This is a genomic window from Streptococcus sp. FSL E2-3488 (assembly GCF_038003585.1).
GTDB lineage: Bacteria > Bacillota > Bacilli > Lactobacillales > Streptococcaceae > Streptococcus > Streptococcus thermophilus.
The window spans coordinates 1,885,321-1,905,123 of the sequence record NZ_JBBOPL010000001.1; the positions used below are offsets into that span (position 1 = coordinate 1,885,321).

A 19,803-nucleotide genomic window follows, 5' to 3' on the forward strand; every position below is an offset into this window, starting at 1 on the left:
TTATTTAGGGAAGACAACAAAATCGGTAATCACCATATTTGAGAGATAGTGATTAAAAAATTCTTCAAATCCTTATAAGTAATACTCATCAATTCCTGACCAAAATCAAAGTAAGTTTTGCCATCATCTGAGTAAGCTAAATACTGGCTACCTAAATTCTGAATATTGTCTAAACTACGTAAAAATTCACCATACAAAGCTTTCTTTTGTAGATCCAATGCTTCTTCTGTCAACAATCTTTGTTTATCTGCCGATGTCATCACTTGACGAATTAAACTTGACATACGGATGGGTTCTGCAGTGTCCATAGTCATAATAACAAATGAATATCTACTAGATACCTCATATTCAATTGACATAGACTCATCTATTTTTCCTTCAGCATACCAATTTTTATAATAAGGCGATGTCCATCCAAACAATAAATTAAATAACAATTGTACCAATATGCTCTCTCTCATATAATTATCGGAAAAATGGACGTTCTTAAAACCAATGGCTAGTTTTGAAATCGAGATGTCCATTTGAAGACTATCTAACTTTTGGATATTCTCCTCAATGGGTTGCTTTTCTTTTTCAACTGTTTTATGAGATATTGTAAATTCACTTCGCGTTTCCTTTACAAATCTGTAAATTTGTTCAATGTCAAAATTGCCTATTAAGACAAGATGACAGTTCTCCGGTCTATAAAAATAATCAAAATTATTTTTTAAATCCTTTGCAGTAATTTTTTTAATGCTATCAATACTTCCAGCAATATCTTGACCTAATATAGTATTGGGATACAAGCTTTGTAAACACCCTAAATAAACTCTATAATCAGGATCATCCTGATACATGTTTATTTCTTGTTCAATGATTCTTTTTTCATGGTTGACAGTATCTTCGGAACTTGTAAACTCACTTGTAAACCTCAGCAAAAGCTCCAGTGACTCCTCAAAGTGATCAATTGTTGAAAAATAGTATGTTGTCCTATCCAAGGTGGTAAAAGCATTGACATCAGCTCCTAGCTTTACAAAGTCCAATGTAACATCCCTTCCCTGATCATCCTCAAATAACTTGTGTTCAAGAAAATGAGCAATACCAGCAGGGTATGTCTGCAACTTACCATCAATATAAAAGTGGTTATCTAGTGCCCCAAAATTTGTAGACAGAAAGGCAGCTTTTTCAATGAATCCTTTTTTCTTGATAATAGATAACGACATACCATTATCTAAAGTTGCTAAATAAACTTCTTCAGCAATCTTTGGATAATAACGTTTTTTCAAAGCAGCAGCCATTCTAAGACACTCCTTCTAAAAAGAACAAACTTTGTAGCTTGACTTGACGTGCTATACGGCAAACATCTTTTTTAGTAACCTTCTCGATTTTATCTAACCAATCCTCTAATGAGATATTTTTATCGCCAAAAATAACCTTATTAAAATGTTGTTCTACTAGTGTTAATGCATGATCCTCAGAGAGAAGGGCATTCATCCGTATAATTTTTTTGGTTTGATTAAAAAGGGAACTTGAAAAACGTCCTAATTTAATGTGATTCAACTCTCTGATAATCCCTCGCATAGCTTGATTTCTATTAGATTTTTCAATTCCAGCGTAAATTTCTAGTAAACCTGTAAAGGCATCAAATTGACTACCAATTGAATAAGCTAATCCTTCTTTTTCTCGAATCTTTGTAAATAAAGCTGAGTGAGCAAATTCACCCAACATGCCATTAAATACAATTAAAGCAAAATAATCTTTATCTCCATATTGACAAGGAAATTGATAACCTAACTGTAAAATAGATTGACTAGTCTGTCTAGTCTCTATCTTTTCTTTCACAACTTTAGAATAAGGTTGATTATAACTAAACTGTAAATCAACTTGGCGTCCCTCTAAAGGAAATCTGTGTAAACCTCGGAGTACTTGATAGTCATCAAATTCCCCAACCATAAAGATATCAATTCGATCTTTAGTTAACATGCTTTGAAATTCTTGATAAGCTGTAAACGATGTCTCGGCTTCAACAAGCTCTACTCGCCCATACTTGGGAACTTTCAAAGCCTCGTTTACAAAGTAAAGCTCTCGTCCCTGAACTTCACTATAGTAGTAATTATTCTCTGTATCAACATCCAGGTAGGTCATTAGATTTTGTTTTTCTATGTCAAATACTTTGTTTTGGTATTGCGCTACTATTGACAATGGATTGTAAAGACAATCCTTCAAAAAACCTAAGACTTCCCAAAATAAACTTTTATTCATTGGAATAAAGAAGTCTTTCAGGTATGTCAACTCTATGTCAACACTATGTGTCAACCCTTTTGTTGACACTTTAGTTGATAACTGTGTCCCATAAAGTGAAGCTAATCTCTCTTTGAAAGACTGTACTGTTGGATATGTCTGATTAGCTGTAGCTAACATTTGTGAAACTAGAGCCCGTTTAGCAATTGTTTGTTTATTCAAAGAACCTGTCATTCGAAAAACAATACGGTTAGTTTTATATTTTTGTGTTGGAATGAAGTGTACATATACACCATCAGCAATTTTCATTGATAACCTCTAGAAAGTTTATGCTTTCAATTATACCATTTTTATGCTATCTTATCTCAAGAGAAAGTTGAGGTTCTATGGAATATAAATTATTTGATGAATACATAACACTACAGGCACTTTTAAAAGAATTAAGCATCATTCACAGTGGTGGAGCTATTAAGGGCTTTTTAGCTAACAATGTTGTTTTATTCAACGGTGAGGAGGAAAAACGGCGTGGAAAAAAACTTCGTTATGGAGATGTTATTACCATACCGTCTGAAGAGCTTGAAATTACTATCGTAGTTCCTACACAAAGTGAAATTGAAAAACATAAAAAAGAAGTCGCTGAGAGAGCACGTTTTTATGCTATTGTAAAAAAAATGAATAAAGATAACAAAAAGAAACAAAAAAAACACCAAACAAAAGAAAGTAATAAAACAAAAAGGAAACCTGTCCGTTTCCCAGGAATCTAACCATGTGGCTTGAAAAAATTGATATTCAACACTTTAGAAATTATTCTGAAGCCTCTGTGAGCTTTTCACCACATCTCAATATTTTTCTTGGACGAAATGCCCAAGGAAAAACAAATATTCTTGAAGCTATCTATTTTCTAGCCTTAACACGTAGTCATCGGACCCATTTAGACAAGGAACTAATTCAGTTCCAGCAAAATAGTCTTAAACTAAACGGCATCGTGCGTCGTCATAGTGGAAATCTACCTCTGGAAATCAACTTATCTAATAAGGGACGAGTTACAAAGGTCAACTACCTCAAGCAGGCAAAATTATCTGATTATATAGGTCACATGACGGTGGTACTCTTTGCTCCTGAGGATTTACAACTTGTAAAAGGATCTCCAAGTCTAAGACGTAAATTTATAGATATTGATTTAGGACAGATTAAGCCTGTTTACCTCTCAGACCTATCAAATTACAATCATGTTCTTAAGCAGCGTAATGCCTATCTCAAATCTACTGACAAGGTAGACATTAATTTCCTCTCAGTTTTAGATGAACAGCTTGCCGATTTTGGAGCACGAGTTATTAAACATAGACTAGAATTTATCAAGCAATTAGAAGAGGAAGCTGATGGACATCATAGTATTCTCTCAAATCAGATTGAGCGTCTTAAAATTTCCTATGAATCTAACATCCCAATACAAAATAGCAAAGATATTCGAGAAGCATTTTTAACTACATTAAACCAGAATCACAAAAGAGATATCTTCAAAAAGAATACCGGTGTTGGTCCACATAGGGATGATTTAAGATTTTACATTAATGACATGAACGCATCTTTCGGTAGTCAAGGGCAGCAACGTAGCCTTATTCTTTCATTAAAAATGGCTGAGATTGCTCTGATTAAAAAAGTGACAGAGGAATTTCCTATTCTTCTCCTTGACGATGTCATGAGTGAACTTGACAATCACCGTCAACTTAAATTGCTAGAAAATATTGATGAAGAGGTCCAAACTTTCATGACGACAACCTCACTCGATCATCTTAGCAACCTACCACCCAATTTAAAGACCTTCTTAGTTAAGAATGGTACTATTTATGAAAAGCAAGTCGATTAATGAACTGCTTTTTTTGTTGACAACTGTGACAATAAATATTGGATATCTTGTAAACAACTTTCTCCTAAATCCTATATTAATAACTCTATTGTCGTGAATGTATTGTAAACTTAATGTAAATATTGATGCACAAAAGTACTTGCCTCTTGGCAAGTACTTCTGTGTCTTTTAATGAGCTGAATAGTTAGGCGCCTCGTTTGTAATTTGAACATCATGAGGGTGACTTTCTATAAGCCCTGCACCTGACATTTCAACAAACTGAGCTTTGTCATGTAAAGCTTGGATATCTTCTGCTCCTGTATAACCCATACCTGCGCGGATGCCTCCAATCAATTGGAATACGATATCAGCAGCAGAACCTTTATAAGCTACACGGCCTTCAATTCCTTCTGGAACTAGTTTATTAGCTTCGTTCACAGCGCCTTGGAAGTAACGATCACTTGATCCTTTCTTCATAGCTGCAATTGATCCCATACCACGGTAAGACTTGTATTTACGACCTTGGAAAATCTCAGTTTCACCTGGTGCTTCATCAGTACCGGCAAACATAGAACCAAGCATTACAGCGTTACCACCTGCTGCAAGTGCTTTTACAATATCACCTGAGTATTTGATACCACCATCAGCAATGATTGTTTTTCCGTATTCACGCGCAACACTAGCAGCATCGTAAATAGCAGTCACTTGAGGTACCCCCACACCCGCAACCACACGTGTTGTACAAATAGAACCTGGTCCGATACCTACTTTAACGACATCAACACCTGCTTCATAAAGCGAACGCGCACCTTCAGCCGTTGCAATATTTCCTGCAATCAAAGTACGGTCTGGGAAGTGAGCACGAATTTCAGAAATTTTGCGAAGAACACCTGCTGAGTGACCATGTGCTGTATCAATAACAATAGCGTCTGCACCTGCCTCAAAGAGAGCTTCTGCACGTTCAAAAGTATCAGAGGTAACCCCAACAGCACCTGCTACCAATAGACGACCAAATTCATCCTTAGCTGCATTAGGAAACTCAATAACTTTTTCGATATCCTTAATAGTAATGAGTCCTGACAAACGACCTTCTTCATCAACTAAAGGCAACTTTTCAATGCGGTGCTCATGAAGAATGCTTTCAGCAGTTTCAAGATCTGTTCCAACTGGAGCAGTGACCAATTGCTCAGAAGTCATATGTTCTGAAATTGGTGTCTCGTAATTAGAGATAAAGCGCATATCACGGTTTGTGATAATACCAACCAATTTACGATTTTCAAGTGTCTCAACGATTGGAACACCTGAGATACGATAGCGTTCCATCAATTCTTCAGCTTCAGAAACTTTATGTTCTGGTGTTAAGAAGAATGGATCAATGATTACACCATTTTCAGAGCGTTTTACTTTGCGAACTTCTTCAGCTTGTTCCGCAATAGACATGTTTTTGTGAATAACACCCAAGCCACCTGCACGAGCAATTGAGATAGCCATCTTACTATCTGTTACTGTATCCATGGCTGCAGTGATGATTGGAATATTTAATGTCAAATTTTTAGCCAATTTCGTCTTCAAGTTGACGTTGTTTGGTAGAACATGACTTTCCGCAGGAATAAGCAGTACGTCATCAAAAGTGTAACCTTTTTTCAAGAATTTAGTGTCCCAATTTGACATTATAATCGTCCTCTTTTCTCAAAGTTTTGAGGTACAAAAACCCCTGTCTATTTTTTAATTGATAATATCATATCATGCTAAATAGATTTGTCAACAGGTTTCGCATAGGATTATAAGAAAAACTTTTTCCAAACAAAAATAGGGGTCCAGATAATCTGGACCCCTATTTTTATTTCTTAGAAATATTTAATTCCCATCGCTTCTTTTACTTCTACTAATGTTTGTCCAGCAACCTCGCGCGCAGCTTGACTACCATTTTCAAGCATACGGAACACTTCTCCCATATCCTTGGCATACTCTAAACGACGTTCACGAATTGGAGTCAACTCACGTTCTAAAATTTCTAGAAGATAACGTTTTGTTTTCACATCTCCCAAACCACCGCGCTGATAATGTTCCTTCATTTCAGCAATTGTAACAGCATCTTCTTCGCGACCAAAGATATCAAGATAATGGAAAACCATATTACCTTCGATTTGGCCTGGATCTTCCACACGAATATGATTTGGATCAGTATACATGCTCATAACTTTTTTACGAACAGTATCCTCATCATCTGAAAGGAAGATTCCATTACCCAAGGATTTAGACATCTTAGCATTACCATCTAGACCTGGGAGGCGTCCTGCAGCCTCATTTTCAGGGTAGATTCCCTCTGGTTCAACCAAAATATCGCAGTTGTAAGTATGATTAAAACTACGTACAATTTCACGTGTCTGCTCAATCATTGGCTTTTGGTCATTCCCCACAGGAACATAATTAGCTCTAAATGCCGTGATATCAGCTGCCTGAGAAATTGGATAAACTAGAAATCCTGTTGGAATAGATTCTCCGAAGCCTTTTTGAGCAATTTCCGTCTTAACTGTTGGATTACGCTCTAAACGAGCCAATGAAACTAGGTTCAGGTAATACATAGTCAACTCAGCTAACTCAGGAATCTGACTTTGAATAAAAATAGTCGACTTCGCTGGATCTAAACCTACAGAAAGATAATCTAAAGCAACATTCCCAATCGATTCTTTTATAATTTCTGATTCTTTAGCGTGATCAGTAAGGGCTTGCTGGTCAGCTAAAAATACAAACATCTTGTATTTATCTTCGTTTTGTAACAGTACACGATTCTTTAGACTACCTACATAGTGTCCAAGATGTAGTTTTCCTGTTGGACGGTCTCCCGTCAAAATAATAGGTTTCGCCATATAATTACCTCTCTAATATAAAAATCCCCACGCAAAAATATGCGTGAGGGCGTTAATCACTTTTGATACGCGGTACCACCTCAGTTGATAACTCTTTGTAAAGCTATCATCTCAAAACTTCTCAACAAAGAAGTTGCACGATAAGGGGTGCCAAACCTAACGTTTATGTGTTCACGTTACTCGTCAATTTTCCTCAGCCCATTCATTCCACCTTCATTCTGGTTTACACCTACCACCAGCTCTCTAAAAAAGAAAGGAAGAATTACTCTTCTGATGACTATTATTCTACATTGTTTTATCCATTTTTGTCAAGGTTATATTTCTAGTTTCACGTGAAACATAACCTTCTAAACAATCAAAATAGTCATTACTTGACGGATACTAAAAAAGACTTGATAATAGGAATATCATATTTAGGAGATAATATATGAAACGTCGAATAATAGACATACTTTTAGTTACAATCGGTTCTTTTATATCTGCAGTTGGTTATAACTCACTTTTAGTTAAAAATAATATTGCTTCAGGTGGTGTCGGAGGGCTAGCCATTAGTTTAAATGCTCTTTTCGGTTGGAATAATGCTAACTTTGTCTTAGCGACAACTATCCCTTTGTTAATTTTATGTTGGTGCTTCCTTGGCCGCGAAGTTCTCCTAAAAACTTTATATGGATCTCTAGTTTTCCCGACTTTTATTAAATTAACCGAAGGTTTACCTACGCTTACCAAACAACCTTTGTTAGCATCAATTTTTGGTGGAATTATACTAGGATTAGGTCTAGGAATAGTCTTTTATGGGAATTCCTCAACTGGGGGAACAGGGATTATCACACAAATTCTTAATAAATACACACCTCTACCTCTAGGAGTGGTCCTACTCATAGTTGATGGAATCATTGTCGCCATTAGTGCCATAGCCTTTTCTCCTGATACTGTTATGTACTCCATTTTATCTCTTTATGTCGTATCCCTTACAATTGACAAAATGATGGTAGGACTCAATTCATCACGGAATCTCCTAATCATTTCACAAAAGAGTGATCAAATCCTAAACTACATCACTAATGGTGCTGATCGCGGTGCAACAAAAATTCCAGTTCTTGGTGGACATACTGGACATTCTCAAAATATGATTATGACCACCTTGTCAACTCATGAGGTCCCAAAAGTCCAAGAAGAAATCCAAAAAATAGACGAAACTGCCTTCATTGTCATTATCCCTGCTTCTACAGTTATGGGACGTGGATTTAGCCTTCAAAAAGATTACAAGAGTGTTCCAAATGACTTTATTAATCCCTTATAAAATCAATTGAAATAAAGTCTAATTTCTCGTAAAATAGTATTTAAGAATAAAAATAAAGGATATTATATGCTTACTGTATCAGATGTATCGCTTCGTTTTAGCGATCGTAAACTTTTTGATGATGTTAACATTGCCTTCAAACCTGGTAATACTTATGGGCTTATCGGTGCTAATGGTGCTGGTAAATCTACTTTTTTGAAAATTTTAGCAGGTGATATTGAACCCACAACAGGACATATCTCACTTGGTCCTGATGAGCGTCTTTCTGTTCTTCGTCAGAACCACTTTGACTATGAAGATGAACGCGTCATTGATGTGGTTATCATGGGAAATGAACGTCTCTACGATATTATGAAAGAAAAAGACGCCATCTACATGAAGGAAGATTTTTCAGATGAGGATGGTGTTCGTGCTGCTGAATTAGAAGGTCTGTTTGCTGAATTAGGTGGTTGGGAAGCTGAAAGCGAGGCCTCACAATTACTCCAGAATCTAAATATTTCAGAAGACCTTCACTATCAAAATATGAGCGAATTAGCTAATGGTGATAAGGTGAAAGTCCTTCTTGCAAAAGCGCTCTTTGGTAAACCTGATGTGCTTCTTCTTGACGAACCTACCAACGGTCTTGATATCCAGTCAATCTCTTGGCTTGAAGATTTCTTGATTGATTTTGAAAATACTGTAATTGTCGTATCCCATGACCGTCACTTCTTGAACAAGGTTTGTACGCATATGGCCGACCTTGACTTTGGTAAAATCAAACTCTATGTTGGTAACTACGACTTTTGGAAACAATCTTCAGAATTGGCTGCACGCTTGCAGGCCGACCGTAATGCCAAAGCAGAAGAAAAAATTAAAGAACTTCAAGAGTTCGTTGCACGTTTCTCTGCCAACGCTTCAAAATCTAAACAAGCGACTTCTCGTAAGAAAATGCTTGATAAAATTGAGCTAGAGGAAATCGTTCCATCAAGCCGTAAATATCCGTTTATCAAATTCAAAGCAGAACGTGAAATCGGTAACGATCTTCTAACAGTTGAAAATCTCACTGTTAAGATGGATGGTGAAACCATTCTTGATAACATTAGTTTCATCCTACGTCCAGGAGATAAGACAGCTATTATCGGTCAAAACGATATTCAAACCACTGCTTTAATTCGTGCCCTAGCTGATGATATCGACTATGAAGGTACAATCAAATGGGGGGTTACAACTAGCCGTTCTTACCTCCCAAAAGACAATTCTAAAGACTTTGCATCTGGTGAATCAATCCTTGAATGGCTTCGTCAGTTCGCTGAAAAAGGGGAAGACGATGATACCTTCTTGCGTGGATTCCTTGGTCGTATGCTCTTCTCAGGAGATGAAGTCAATAAGTCTGTTAGTGTCCTCTCAGGGGGAGAAAAAGTCCGTGTCATGCTTTCTAAACTCATGCTTCTGAAATCTAACGTTCTCCTTCTAGATGATCCAACTAATCACTTGGATTTGGAGTCAATCTCAAGTCTGAATGATGGCATCCGTGACTTCAAAGAGTCTGTTATCTTTGCCAGCCATGACCACGAATTTATCCAAACGATAGCGAACCACATCGTAGTTATTTCTAAAAATGGTGTTATTGACCGTATCGATGAAACTTATGATGAATTCCTTGAAAATGAAGAAGTTCAAGCTAAAGTCAAAGCACTGTGGGCTGATTAAACTATAAAAAGATGCAGGTTGGGATATCCCAACCTGTCTTATTATCATTATGACAAATAAAAAATACTATACGACCTTATTATTCTATCTGGCTGCTTTTTTCTTGCCAGTACTAATCATGATAGGTGTATTATACAGCCAAAAAATCTATCCTGGTAGTGAGAGAACTATTTTAACAAGTGATGGTTTTCATCAGTATGTGATATTTGCAACCGAACTGAGAAATATACTTCATGGAGATGGGAGCCTCTTTTACACCTTTACAAGTGGATTGGGGCTTAATTTCTATGCCCTAACAAGTTATTACTTAGGTTCCTTCTTGTCTCCACTCTACTATTTCTTTACCGTCAGCCAAATGGCCGATGCTTTTTATTACATAACACTGCTTAAGTTCGGACTTACTGGTCTGTCAGGAGCCTTCAGTTTTAAGCATCTCTTTACCAAAGTCTCAAGAAGTTTCATCTTATGTCTTTCTACAGGATTTTCTTTGATGAGCTTTGCTACCAGTCAGTTAGAAATTAATACTTGGCTAGATGTCTTTATTTTAGCACCTTTAATCATATTAGGGTTACACCTTTTACTAAGATTCAATAAACGCGGGCTATATTTTTTGAGTCTGACCTGTCTTTTTATCCAAAACTACTATTTTGGATATATGATGTCTATCTTTTTAACCCTTTACACTATTATACAACTAATAACTATCACGGGATGGAAGAGTAAAATCCTTCATTTTATAGACTTTGGAATCGTCTCTATACTAGCTGGTCTAAGCAGCACTATCATGCTACTCCCAACATTACTTGATTTAACTACACATGGTGAGAAGTTTACAGCTCCATCAAGTTTGTTGACAGAATCCACATACTATTTTGATTTCTTTGCCAAAAATCTGGTCGGAGTTTACGATACTACTAAATTTGGATCAATCCCTATGATTTATGTGGGACTCTTGCCTTTGATTCTTTTTCTACTTTTCTTCATTAGTAAGGAAATCAAGCTATCACTACGTTTAGGCTACTTCTTGTTATTAGCTTTCTTTATTGCTAGTTTCAACTTACAACCTCTTGATTTGTTTTGGCAAGGTATGCATGCACCTAACATGTTTCTCCATCGCTATTCTTGGCTTCTTTCTCTCTTAATTGTTCTTTTGGCAGGAGAAACTCTCAACCGAATTGAAAAGTTTTCTCTACAAAGGCTGCTCCTACCTTTCGTAGGATTGAGTGTCGCTTACTTACTAACTTGGATTTTTCAGTCTCACTATAGTTTCATTGAACCAGTTTCCTGGCTATTAAGCCTAGCATTTCTATTAGCCTATGCCATTCTATTTATTAGCTATTTTAGACAGCAGATTCCTAGGAGTGTTTTTCGCTGTTTCACCTTCTTATTCTGCATTTTTGAGCTTGGACTAAATACTTACTATGTTGTTGGAGCTCTTGGAAATGAGTGGATTTTTCCAACTCGTGAAGGATACCTACGGAATATGTCGGCAATTTCAAAATTGGTTTCAGATACGAAGCAGACTAATAAGAATTTTTACCGTACGGAGAGGCTTGAGGCTCAAACTGGTAACGACAGTATGAAATTCAATTATAATGGTATTTCTCAATTTTCATCCATTCGAAATACTGCTTCAAGCTCAACACTAGACAGGTTGGGGTTCAAATCTGAAGGGACTAATTTAAACCTACGTTACCAAAATAATACACTTATTGCTGATAGTCTCTTCGGAATAAAATATAATTTATCGAACTTTGACCTGAATAAGTATGGTTTTAATTACATAGCTTCTGAAAAGACAGTAAGACTTTATCAAAATGATTATGCTAGCCAGCTCGCTATCTTAACTAATGGGATTTACACTAATGTTGACTTTACTGTCAATACACTTGACAATCAAACTAGCTTAATAAATGCTCTAGCTGGACTTAACTTAACATACTTTAGAAGAGTTCCATCCCAACTTTCTGATAATGATGCTAAATCTTTGAATCAGCGCGTGGCTAAAAATGTTAGCAACTCGAATAACGATTTTGCTACTATCACTTATCAAGTCATTGCTCCGCCACATAGTCAACTCTACGTTAGTATTCCTAACATTTCTTGGTCCGATGACAATAATCACTCTTTGTCAATTACTGTAAATGGGGTGACAAGGAATCAAGTTACTGACAATACTTTTGATTTCTTCGATCTTGGCTACTTTGAAACAGAAGAAGCAATTACCATCAATCTTAATTTTCCCGGAAATAAAGCAATATCCTTTGATAATCCTAGTTTTTATGCCCTTGATACTCAAAACTACAAGATTGCTATGGATACTATTAATGAACGTGATACCAAGGTTACTACATCAAAAAATAAAGTATTTACTGATTATAGTAGCCACACAAATGCTTCATTATTTTTCACCATTCCATACGACAAGGGGTGGACAGCAACAGTAAATAATAGAAAAGTTAAAATTCATCGAGCTCAAAAGGGGTTCATGAAGGTTGATGTCCCTAGTGGTAAAGGAAAAGTTGTGCTTACCTTTATTCCCTATGGCCTTAAGATTGGCTTGATTATTAGTTGCTTGGCATTTGGAATATTTTGTTGCTATGCTTACTTCATCGGTAAAATAAAAATTACTCAAAAAGCTACTCGCCCTAAATAAAAACCTAAAAGGTCTAGAACGAATGTTCTAGACCTTTTAGGTTTAGGGTACAAAAAAACTCAAGCTATACAACTTGAGGTGTCTTATCACTCCGCCAGTAGGACTCGAACCTACGACATCATGATTAACAGTCATGCGCTACTACCAACTGAGCTATGGCGGATAAAACTGCTAAGTAGCAAAAATAGTCCGTACGGGATTCGAACCCGTGTTACCGCCGTGAAAAGGCGGTGTCTTAACCCCTTGACCAACGGACCAAGTTTTGAGATTTTTATCTCGCTAATACTCTTATTATTATATCAGAATATTCGATTTTGTCTATACTTTTTTTCAAAAAAATAAAATTAAATTTTGCTGAATTTGTTCGAATTTTACGTTAGTTTTTATCTAGCTTTTTACAAAGTATTGACATGTTGCTATATATTTTGTAAACTAATAGAGTTATTGGTCCCATAGCTCAGCTGGATAGAGCATTCGCCTTCTAAGCGAACGGTCGCAGGTTCGAATCCTGCTGGGATCAGATGAAAAAACGCAATCTAGAATCTCTAGTTGCGTTTTTCTTTTGCTTCGATAAATAGAAAATAATTTAAAATAAACAAAGGGAGCAAAGTTGTGTATAGACTGTACTCATGTAAATATTGGGCAAACCAAGTTGATGCTGCGACTCCCACCATAAAGGTAAAGATGATAATAATAGTGTAAGAAGCTTGTTTTAGTACTTTAGGATCACTCTCATCAATAGCTCTTGCAACTGTTAGGGAAGTATTAGTGATATTACCAGTCATCATGAAGGAGGCATAATTTACTCCTCTGACCCGCTTAAAAATACCTACTTGGAGAGAGGCAAAGAATGCCAAGCCTGCAATAGTAATAATGGAATCAACATAAGGTGTGATAGTTGCAAGAATAGTCATCAATAGTAAGGCAAGCCTAATTGCTTGTAAATGCCATCTCCATTTATGGTTGATAAGCCACTTCTTAACAAAAAAAACAAAAAACTGACCTAAAATAAAGAAAAAAATAGGTATTGCATAGCTAAAAGCTCTTGCAATATTCCCTTCAACAAGGTGAATGACTAAATAGAGAAGATTCCCTGTCTGAATACTTGCGAATCGTTCGTCTTGAGTATTGTAAGTATAGGCATCAATAAATCCCCCTATATAACTAACTAAAGTTGCTACTCGTAAACCTTCAAAAACACGATAGGAGCGTTTTTTCATTTTGAACATGTCGATTTCCTTTTTCTACTTATGATATGGACTTCCTTGCTGAATCATGAATGCACGATAAATTTGTTCCACTAATACAAGGCGCATAAGCTGATGAGGAAAAGTCAAAAGACCAAAACTCATCAATTGATTAGCCCTCTTTTTCACTTTAGGGGATAGCCCCAAACTCCCCCCTATAATAAAAGTAATATCTGAATAGCCTCTAAGGGTCGCTTGCTCTAACTCTTTGGCAAACTGTTCTGAGGGAAATTGCTTTCCCTCAATTGCTAAGGCAATGACGTAATCACGGTCACCAACCTTAGCCAAAATACGCTGTCCTTCTTTGTCTAGGGTAGCTTTATTTTCAGCTTCGCTTGCATTATCAGGCGTCTTCTCATCCGTCAACTCTATAGACTCAAATTTTGTGAAGCGTCCTAGTCGTTTGATATACTCTGCAATGCCATCTTTCAAATATTTTTCTTTCAATTTTCCAACAGTAATCAATTTAACTTTCATAGGTTCATTATAGCACATATCCACAATCTTTTAACACCTTATCCACAGCTTTTCATATTTATTAACCCCTATTTATTCCATCTATAATAGCCTATCATCTACAATTTTTTTACTTATCCACAGACTGTTGATAACTGTTTTTTAAATCACTTTATGATATAATTAAGCTTACCTTGATATGTTTATCAAGAAGGAGGACTAAACATGAAAAAATTTAACTGGAAAAAAATAGTCGCGCCAATTGCAATGCTAGTTATTGGCTTACTAGGTGGTTTACTTGGTGCCTTTATCCTACTAACAGCAGCCGGGGTATCTTTTACCAATACAACAGATACTGGAGTAAAAACGGCTAAGACCGTCTACACCAATATAACAGATACAACTAAGGCTGTTAAGAAAGTACAAAATGCCGTTGTTTCTGTCATCAATTATCAAGAAGGTTCATCTTCAGATTCTCTAAATGACCTTTATGGCCGTATCTTTGGCGGAGGGGACAGTTCTGATTCTAGCCAAGAAAATTCAAAAGATTCAGATGGTCTGCAGGTCGCTGGTGAAGGTTCTGGAGTCATCTATAAAAAAGATGGCAAAGAAGCCTACATCGTAACCAATAACCACGTTGTCGATGGGGCTAAAAAACTTGAAATCATGCTTTCGGATGGTTCGAAAATTACTGGTGAACTTGTTGGTAAAGACACTTACTCTGACCTAGCAGTTGTCAAAGTATCTTCAGATAAAATAACAACTGTTGCAGAATTTGCAGACTCAAACTCCCTTACTGTTGGTGAAAAAGCAATTGCTATCGGTAGCCCACTTGGTACCGAATACGCCAACTCAGTAACAGAAGGAATCGTTTCTAGCCTTAGCCGTACTATAACGATGCAAAACGATAATGGTGAAACTGTATCAACAAACGCTATCCAAACAGATGCAGCCATTAACCCTGGTAACTCTGGTGGTGCCCTAGTCAATATTGAAGGACAAGTTATCGGTATTAACTCAAGTAAAATTTCATCAACGTCTGCAATCGCTGGTAGTGCTGTTGAAGGTATGGGGTTTGCCATTCCATCAAACGATGTTGTTGAAATCATCAATCAATTAGAAAAAGATGGTAAAGTTACACGACCAGCACTAGGGATCTCAATAGCAGATCTTAATAGCCTTTCTAGCAGCGCAACTTCTAAATTAGATTTACCAGATGAGGTCAAATCCGGTGTTGTTGTCGGTAGTGTTCAGAAAGGTATGCCAGCTGACGGTAAACTTCAAGAATATGATGTTATCACTGAGATTGATGGTAAGAAGATTAGCTCAAAAACTGATATTCAAACCAATCTTTACAGCCATAGTATCGGAGATACTATCAAGGTAACCTTCTATCGTGGTAAAGATAAGAAAACTGTAGATCTTAAATTAACAAAATCTACAGAAGACATATCTGATTAATTATTGACAAATCTGTCAAAAGACCTTTACAATAATGTAAAGGTCTTTTTTGGGAAAGGAATACCATGTCAGAACAACTCAAAACTTTATCTATTAGTGAAATTTACCCCAATCCTTTTCAACCTCGTCTAAAATTCTCCGATGAAGAGTTAGTAGAACTAAGTCAATCAATATCAGAAAATGGTTTAATACAGCCAATTATTGTACGAAAATCTGACATTATTGGTTATGAACTAATTGCTGGAGAAAGACGTTTACGAGCCTGTAAACGTTTAGGGATGACAGAAATCCCTGCAGTTGTAAAGGAAGTTACAGATCAAGAGAGTCGTAAACAAGCTATTATTGAAAATCTACAACGATCAAATCTCAATCCTATTGAAGAAGCAAAGGCCTATCGTAATTTAATTGATGAGTTAACTTATAGTCACGAGGAGCTCGCTAAAGCTATGGGAAAATCTAGACCATATATTAGTAACGTTCTTAGACTACTACAACTTCCGCGAGAGATACAAACGAGTATTGAAAACGGAAGTCTGAGTCAGGGACATGCTAGAGCACTCTTAGCTATTGAGGATTCTCAAAAGCAGTTAACCATCTTTCAGCAGGTTGTGGCTGAAAGATGGTCTGTTCGTACTCTAGAAAAAAAACTTCAGGAACTTCCTAGAAAACAAAAATCTAAAAAAGATACCCATGTAAAAGATAAAGAAAAAGAACTTGAAAGATCACTAGGTCTCCCTATAACTCTACGTTATCACAAAAATCACTCAGGAACGATTCAAATACACTTTTCGACAGAAGAAGATTTTAACAGAATTATCAACAAGCTTATCTAAGCTGTTAATTGTAGAAAAAGGAAAATCAGACTTATCCACATCGTAAAAATAGTGTCTACCCTTTATTTTAAAGGGTTCCTTTATTATCAACAGGCTGTGGATAACTTTTATCCACAGTGTGAATAACCTTTTTTATGGTTGTGGATAACCTCAAAATTTTTCTCTTTCTGACCTGTGGAAAACTTTTTCATTTTATGATAGAATCAGAGGACAAGAATAAAGATGGAGAATTGATAAAATGACCGAAAAAGAGCATTTTTTTTGGAATAAGCTCTTAGAGCTGGCCAAAGAAGAACTAACACAAGCCACTTTTGATTATTATGTCCTAGATACCAAGCTCATCAAAATTCAAGATAACGTTGCTACAATTCTGCTTGAAGAAGTCAAGAAACTATTCTGGGAAAAGAACATGCAATCTTTCATTTTGATGACTGGATTTGAAGTCTACAATAGTGAGATAAAAGTTGAATATGTCTTTGACGAGGCTCTCGTTAGCGAAACAAAACCAACTTTAGCAAACAATGACTTCAGCAATAAAAGGGAACAACAAACACCTGATCTTCCCACTTTGAACTCGGACTTAAATAGTAAGTATACCTTTGATAATTTTATTCAAGGAGATGAAAACCGCTGGTCTGTAGCAGCATCTCTAGCTGTAGCTGATTCACCAGGAGCAACTTATAACCCTTTATTCATTTATGGGGGACCTGGTCTAGGAAAAACTCACTTGCTCAATGCCATTGGTAATAAGGTCTTACATGATAATCCCCAAGCACGAATCAAATACATAACTGCCGAAAATTTTATTAATGAGTTTGTTTTACATATCCGTTTAGATAAAATGGATGAACTAAAGCTAAAATACCGCCATCTAGACGTGCTTTTAATTGATGATATACAATCGTTGGCTAAAAAGTCTACGCAAGCCACTCAAGAGGAATTTTTCAATACTTTCAATGTCCTTCACGATAATAATAAACAAATTGTCTTGACTAGCGACCGAAATCCAGATCAATTGAATGAGATGGAAGAGCGTCTTGTCACGCGCTTCAAATGGGGCTTGACTGTAAATATTACACCGCCTGACTTTGAAACCCGAGTTGCTATTCTTACCAATAAGATTATGGACTATGATTACCATTTTCCACCTGAAACAATTGAGTATTTAGCTGGCCAATTTGACTCAAATGTCCGCGACTTAGAGGGAGCTTTGAAAGATATTAGCTTAGTTGCAAATGTCCGCCAGTTAGATACGATCACAGTTGAAGTAGCTGCCGAAGCTATTCGTGCACGTAAAATAGATGGCCCTAAGTTAACTCTCATTCCGATTGAAGACATCCAAAGTGAGGTTGGAAAATTTTATAATGTCACGGTTAAAGAGATTAAGGCAACTAAACGAACACAGAATATTGTCTTAGCGCGTCAGGTTGCCATGTATCTTGCGCGTGAAATGACTGATAACTCCCTTCCAAAAATTGGAAAAGAATTTGGAGGAAGAGATCACTCAACTGTTCTACATGCTTACAATAAAATCAAAAATATGCTTACTCAAGATGACAGTTTACGCATTGAAATTGATACCATTAAAAACAAGATAAAATAACTCTTGTGGAAAACTTATGCACAGTTTTCCACAAGATGTGCACAAGTTTAAAATCTTGATAAAACTGTGATTTAGATATTTATGCACAATATCCACAAGACCTACTACTACTACTAATATAATACTAATAAAATAAAGGAGCAACATGATTCAATTTGCTATTAATAAAGCTTATTTCCTACAAGCCCTTCATACAACTCGACGTGCTATTTCTTCAAAAAATGCTATTCCCATTCTATCAACTATAAAAATCGAAGTTACTAGTGATGGTATCTATTTAACTGGCTCAAATGGACAAATCTCGATAGAGAATAGCATCTCTGCTTCAGAAGAAAATGCAGGTTTATTAATTACACAACCAGGTAGTATCCTTTTAGAAGCGAATTTTTTCATCAACGTTGTTTCAAGCTTACCTGATGTTACTCTTACATTTGAAGAAATAGAACAATACCAAGTATTACTAAAGAGTGCTAAATCAGAGATTACTCTAAAAGGAAAGGATGCTGAGCAATATCCTCGTATTCAAGAAGTTGACAGCTTGACACCACTAATTATGGACACTAAAATGTTAAAATCTATCATTGCTGAAACGTCATTTGCAGCAAGCACGCAAGAAAGTCGTCCAATTTTAACTGGAGTTCACTTTGTTCTTTCAAATCACAAAGATCTTAAAGCTGTTGCCACTGATTCTCATCGTATGAGCCAACGTCAACTTGTTTTGGAACATTCTGCAGATAACTTTGATGTAGTAATCCCAAGCCGATCACTTAAAGAGTTATCAGCAGTCTTTAGTGATGGTATTGAAAATTTGAAAATTTTCTTCTCTGCAAATCAAATTCTATTCCGTAGTGAGACAATCTCTTTTTACACACGTTTACTAGAAGGAAATTATCCAGATACTAATCGTCTCTTGTCAGATTCATTTGAAACAGAGGTTGTGTTTGAAACATCTACCCTTCGTTCTGCTATGGAACGTTCCTATTTGATTTCAAATGCAAGTCAAAGTGGCACGGTGAAACTCGAAATCATCAATGGTAATGTTAGTGCTCATGTTAATTCACCTGAAGTCGGAAAGGTGAATGAAGATATTGATGTGCTAGACGTTTCAGGAAGTGATTTGATTATTAGTTTTAATCCCACTTACTTGATAGACGCTTTGAAAGCACTAAAAAGTGAGTCAGTTCGTGTTCGTTTCATTTCTCCAGTACGCCCATTCACTTTGACACCAGCAGATGACAGTGAAAACTTTATTCAATTAATTACACCTGTAAGAACAAACTAAAATCGAAAAGTTATCCACTGTGGATAACTTTTTTACTAAGGAGGAAGTTTATGTACCAAATTGGAAGTTTAGTTGAAATGAAGAAACCCCATGCTTGTACTATCAAAGCAACAGGAAAAAAAGCTAACGAGTGGGAAGTGACTCGTCTTGGAGCTGACATAAAAATTCGTTGTACAAATTGTAATCATGTGGTCATGATGAGTCGTCATGATTTTGAAAAGAAGCTTAAAAAGGTTTTATAACAGCTATTACGGACGTCACTTACCTACTAGATTCTTATATTAAAAGCTATAGCACTTTGGCAAAATAAAAAGTATCCAAGGTCCCCTAATCGTCT

15 protein-coding genes, 3 tRNA genes, 1 pseudogene and 1 other annotated feature are annotated in these 19,803 nt (G+C 36.2%); of the genes and pseudogenes, 11 read left to right on the top strand and 8 right to left on the bottom strand.

Features of this window, described 5'->3' with window-relative positions; translation table 11 throughout:
• Together yfmH and yfmF are read right to left on the bottom strand one after the other, a co-directional pair.
• Window positions 1-1,280: pseudogene (yfmH, locus tag MHH90_RS09705) on the bottom strand (EF-P 5-aminopentanol modification-associated protein YfmH).
• A 1-nt stretch (window position 1,281) separates the two neighbouring features.
• A complete protein-coding gene (gene yfmF, locus MHH90_RS09710; protein ID WP_084829188.1) occupies window positions 1,282-2,532 on the bottom strand; it encodes an EF-P 5-aminopentanol modification-associated protein YfmF in 1,251 nt (416 codons plus the stop codon).
• Between the two features lie 77 nt (window positions 2,533-2,609).
• Between yfmF and yaaA the strand changes: the two genes are divergently transcribed.
• Complete coding sequence (yaaA, locus tag MHH90_RS09715) at window positions 2,610-2,987, top strand: S4 domain-containing protein YaaA (protein ID WP_084829189.1); 378 nt, start codon at window positions 2,610-2,612, stop codon at window positions 2,985-2,987.
• A gap of 2 nt (window positions 2,988-2,989) precedes the next feature.
• Complete coding sequence (gene recF / locus MHH90_RS09720; protein ID WP_084829190.1) at window positions 2,990-4,090, top strand: DNA replication/repair protein RecF; 1,101 nt, start codon at window positions 2,990-2,992, stop codon at window positions 4,088-4,090.
• 168 nt (window positions 4,091-4,258) lie between these two features.
• On the opposite strand, the gene guaB is transcribed toward recF, so the two are convergent.
• Together guaB and trpS are read right to left on the bottom strand one after the other, a co-directional pair.
• Window positions 4,259-5,740 (bottom strand): IMP dehydrogenase, encoded by a 1,482-nt coding sequence (gene guaB, locus MHH90_RS09725; RefSeq protein WP_084829191.1) that lies wholly within the window; start codon window positions 5,738-5,740, stop codon window positions 4,259-4,261.
• A 176-nt stretch (window positions 5,741-5,916) separates the two neighbouring features.
• Entirely contained in the window at window positions 5,917-6,939 is a 1,023-nt protein-coding gene (gene trpS, locus MHH90_RS09730; protein ID WP_084829192.1) for a tryptophan--tRNA ligase, read from the bottom strand.
• 42 nt (window positions 6,940-6,981) lie between these two features.
• Window positions 6,982-7,223 (bottom strand) — a binding site (T-box leader).
• A gap of 143 nt (window positions 7,224-7,366) precedes the next feature.
• Between trpS and MHH90_RS09735 the strand changes: the two genes are divergently transcribed.
• The 3 genes from MHH90_RS09735 (at window position 7,367) to MHH90_RS09745 (ending at window position 12,584) form a co-directional block, all read left to right on the top strand.
• Window positions 7,367-8,239, top strand: a complete 873-nt coding sequence (locus tag MHH90_RS09735) for a YitT family protein (RefSeq protein WP_064355694.1) — start codon at window positions 7,367-7,369, stop codon at window positions 8,237-8,239.
• A gap of 66 nt (window positions 8,240-8,305) precedes the next feature.
• On the top strand, window positions 8,306-9,928 hold the full coding sequence (locus MHH90_RS09740) for an ABC-F family ATP-binding cassette domain-containing protein (RefSeq protein WP_011226709.1): 1,623 nt from the start codon (window positions 8,306-8,308) through the stop codon (window positions 9,926-9,928).
• 49 nt (window positions 9,929-9,977) lie between these two features.
• Window positions 9,978-12,584, top strand: a complete 2,607-nt coding sequence (locus MHH90_RS09745; protein WP_084829193.1) for a YfhO family protein — start codon at window positions 9,978-9,980, stop codon at window positions 12,582-12,584.
• Window positions 12,585-12,673: 89 nt separating this feature from the next.
• Here the strand turns inward: MHH90_RS09745 and MHH90_RS09750 are convergent.
• Both MHH90_RS09750 and MHH90_RS09755 read right to left on the bottom strand, forming a co-directional pair.
• A tRNA-Asn gene (locus MHH90_RS09750) sits at window positions 12,674-12,747 on the bottom strand.
• A 22-nt stretch (window positions 12,748-12,769) separates the two neighbouring features.
• Window positions 12,770-12,841: transfer RNA gene (locus MHH90_RS09755), tRNA-Glu, on the bottom strand.
• Window positions 12,842-13,030: 189 nt separating this feature from the next.
• Here MHH90_RS09755 and MHH90_RS09760 point away from each other — a divergent pair.
• Window positions 13,031-13,104, top strand: a tRNA-Arg gene (locus tag MHH90_RS09760).
• A 25-nt stretch (window positions 13,105-13,129) separates the two neighbouring features.
• Here MHH90_RS09760 and MHH90_RS09765 read toward each other — a convergent pair.
• Window positions 13,130-13,813, bottom strand: coding sequence for a YoaK family protein (locus tag MHH90_RS09765; RefSeq protein ID WP_084829194.1), 684 nt, complete (start codon window positions 13,811-13,813; stop codon window positions 13,130-13,132).
• A gap of 15 nt (window positions 13,814-13,828) precedes the next feature.
• The gene (gene rlmH, locus MHH90_RS09770) at window positions 13,829-14,308 is read right to left on the bottom strand and encodes a 23S rRNA (pseudouridine(1915)-N(3))-methyltransferase RlmH (RefSeq protein WP_084829195.1); all 480 of its coding nucleotides are present in this window, start codon (window positions 14,306-14,308) and stop codon (window positions 13,829-13,831) included.
• A gap of 204 nt (window positions 14,309-14,512) precedes the next feature.
• Between rlmH and MHH90_RS09775 the strand changes: the two genes are divergently transcribed.
• The 5 genes from MHH90_RS09775 to MHH90_RS09795 all read left to right on the top strand — a co-directional run bounded on the left by MHH90_RS09775 (window position 14,513) and on the right by MHH90_RS09795 (window position 19,708).
• Window positions 14,513-15,748: a S1C family serine protease gene (locus MHH90_RS09775; RefSeq protein WP_084829196.1), complete on the top strand. Its 1,236-nt coding sequence runs from the start codon at window positions 14,513-14,515 to the stop codon at window positions 15,746-15,748.
• A gap of 65 nt (window positions 15,749-15,813) precedes the next feature.
• Window positions 15,814-16,581 carry a ParB/RepB/Spo0J family partition protein gene (locus MHH90_RS09780; protein WP_011681768.1) on the top strand — a complete coding sequence of 256 codons (768 nt, stop codon included), beginning with the start codon at window positions 15,814-15,816 and terminating at the stop codon, window positions 16,579-16,581.
• Window positions 16,582-16,819: 238 nt separating this feature from the next.
• Window positions 16,820-18,184 (top strand): chromosomal replication initiator protein DnaA, encoded by a 1,365-nt coding sequence (gene dnaA / locus MHH90_RS09785; protein WP_084828394.1) that lies wholly within the window; start codon window positions 16,820-16,822, stop codon window positions 18,182-18,184.
• A gap of 145 nt (window positions 18,185-18,329) precedes the next feature.
• A complete protein-coding gene (gene dnaN / locus MHH90_RS09790) occupies window positions 18,330-19,466 on the top strand; it encodes a DNA polymerase III subunit beta (RefSeq protein ID WP_084828395.1) in 1,137 nt (378 codons plus the stop codon).
• Between the two features lie 50 nt (window positions 19,467-19,516).
• Window positions 19,517-19,708, top strand: coding sequence for a DUF951 domain-containing protein (locus tag MHH90_RS09795; RefSeq protein WP_084828396.1), 192 nt, complete (start codon window positions 19,517-19,519; stop codon window positions 19,706-19,708).
• Window positions 19,709-19,803: the final 95 nt, after the last annotated feature.

Coding starts and splice junctions, on each gene's coding strand:
- MHH90_RS09735 (WP_064355694.1), top strand. CDS start 7,367: ATGAAACGTCGAATAATAGACATACTTTTAGTTACAATCGGTTCTTTT.
- MHH90_RS09780 (WP_011681768.1), top strand. CDS start 15,814: ATGTCAGAACAACTCAAAACTTTATCTATTAGTGAAATTTACCCCAAT.
- dnaN (WP_084828395.1), top strand. CDS start 18,330: ATGATTCAATTTGCTATTAATAAAGCTTATTTCCTACAAGCCCTTCAT.
- MHH90_RS09795 (WP_084828396.1), top strand. CDS start 19,517: ATGTACCAAATTGGAAGTTTAGTTGAAATGAAGAAACCCCATGCTTGT.
- dnaA (WP_084828394.1), top strand. CDS start 16,820: ATGACCGAAAAAGAGCATTTTTTTTGGAATAAGCTCTTAGAGCTGGCC.
- yaaA (WP_084829189.1), top strand. CDS start 2,610: ATGGAATATAAATTATTTGATGAATACATAACACTACAGGCACTTTTA.
- recF (WP_084829190.1), top strand. CDS start 2,990: ATGTGGCTTGAAAAAATTGATATTCAACACTTTAGAAATTATTCTGAA.
- MHH90_RS09740 (WP_011226709.1), top strand. CDS start 8,306: ATGCTTACTGTATCAGATGTATCGCTTCGTTTTAGCGATCGTAAACTT.
- guaB (WP_084829191.1), bottom strand. CDS start 5,740: ATGTCAAATTGGGACACTAAATTCTTGAAAAAAGGTTACACTTTTGAT.
- yfmF (WP_084829188.1), bottom strand. CDS start 2,532: ATGAAAATTGCTGATGGTGTATATGTACACTTCATTCCAACACAAAAA.
- rlmH (WP_084829195.1), bottom strand. CDS start 14,308: ATGAAAGTTAAATTGATTACTGTTGGAAAATTGAAAGAAAAATATTTG.
- trpS (WP_084829192.1), bottom strand. CDS start 6,939: ATGGCGAAACCTATTATTTTGACGGGAGACCGTCCAACAGGAAAACTA.
- MHH90_RS09775 (WP_084829196.1), top strand. CDS start 14,513: ATGAAAAAATTTAACTGGAAAAAAATAGTCGCGCCAATTGCAATGCTA.
- MHH90_RS09765 (WP_084829194.1), bottom strand. CDS start 13,813: ATGTTCAAAATGAAAAAACGCTCCTATCGTGTTTTTGAAGGTTTACGA.
- MHH90_RS09745 (WP_084829193.1), top strand. CDS start 9,978: ATGACAAATAAAAAATACTATACGACCTTATTATTCTATCTGGCTGCT.